This window comes from Pseudooceanicola lipolyticus (assembly GCF_002786325.1).
GTDB lineage: Bacteria > Pseudomonadota > Alphaproteobacteria > Rhodobacterales > Rhodobacteraceae > Pseudooceanicola_C > Pseudooceanicola_C lipolyticus.
The window spans coordinates 1-1,201 of sequence record NZ_PGTB01000358.1; the positions used below are offsets into that span (position 1 = coordinate 1).

The 1,201-nt window shown below is 71.3% G+C and carries 2 protein-coding genes; both read left to right on the top strand.

What is annotated here, in order from left to right; genetic code table 11:
• Positions 1–542: phosphopantothenoylcysteine decarboxylase domain-containing protein (locus CVM52_RS25875; protein WP_276308671.1), on the top strand; the 542-nt coding region annotated here is incomplete at its 5' end.
• A 56-nt stretch (positions 543–598) separates the two neighbouring features.
• On the top strand, positions 599–1,054 hold the full coding sequence (gene dut, locus CVM52_RS25880; protein ID WP_100165071.1) for a dUTP diphosphatase: 456 nt from the start codon (positions 599–601) through the stop codon (positions 1,052–1,054).
• Positions 1,055–1,201 lie beyond the last annotated feature (147 nt).

Sequence of the window (1,201 nt, forward strand, 5' to 3'; positions counted from 1 at the left end):
TTGCCCGGGCACTGGCGGCGCTGGGGGCCGAGGTGATCTTTGTCACCGGCCCGGCCAGCGTGCCGCCGCCGCCGGGGGTCACGGTGGTGCCGGTTGAAACCGCGCTGCAGATGTCGGCGGCGGTGGACGCGGCGCTGCCTGCCGATGCCGGGGTGTTCGCGGCGGCGGTGGCGGATTGGCGGGTGAAAACCGCCTCCGATCGCAAGCTGAAGAAAACCCGCGACGGCATGCCGGCGCTGGAGTTCGCCGAGAACCCGGACATCCTGGCGCGGATTTCGCAGCTGACCGAGGGCCGGCCGGCGCTGGTGGTGGGCTTTGCCGCCGAAACCGACGAGGTGGTGGCCCATGCCACCGCCAAGCGGGCGCGCAAGGGCTGCGACTGGATCGTCGCCAATGATGTCAGCCCGGCAACCGGCATCATGGGGGGGAGCGAGAACGCGATCGTTCTGATCACCGCCGAGGGTGCCGAGGCGTGGCCGCGCATGGGCAAGGACGCGGTGGCGCAGCGGCTGGCCGAGCGTATCGCCGCGGCGCTGGCCTGATCGGGATGCCGCCTCTGGCGGACGTATTTACCAAAGAGAGCAAGCAGGGGGCGCAAATGGTCGTGATCCGGGTGCAGTATGACGAGGGCGCCGATACCGCGGTGCCGCTGCCGTCTTACGAAAGCGGTGGCGCGGCGGGGGCCGACCTGCGCGCCAACCTGCCGGACCGGGGCAGCGTGACGCTGGCGCCGGGGGCGCGGGCGCTGGTGCCGACCGGGCTGCGCATCGAGATTCCCGAAGGCTACGAGGTGCAGGTGCGGCCGCGTTCGGGTCTGGCGCTGAAACACGGCATCACCCTGCCGAACACGCCGGGCACCATCGACAGCGACTATCGCGGGCCGCTGGGGGTGATCGTGATGAATGCCGGCGAGGCGCCCTTTACCATCGCTCATGGCGAGCGGATCGCGCAGATGGTGGTGGCGCCGGTGCTGCGCGCCGAATTCGAACTGGCCCAGACGCTGAGCGGCACGGCGCGGGGCGCGGGCGGCTTCGGCTCGACCGGGACAGGCTGATGCTGCTGGTGCTGGCACTGGCGGCGCTGCTGTGGGGGCTGGGCCTGTTGATCGGCATGCCGCGCCGCCACCGGCTGCTGTTGCTGGCGCTGCTATTTGCGGCGGTTCTGCTGGCGCAGCTGGTGCTGCCGGACGGCCATCCGCTGC

What these genes read in the sequence shown, in the direction of transcription:
- dut (WP_100165071.1), top strand. Translation starts at nt 599, where the DNA reads ATGGTCGTGATCCGGGTGCAGTATGACGAGGGCGCCGATACCGCGGTG.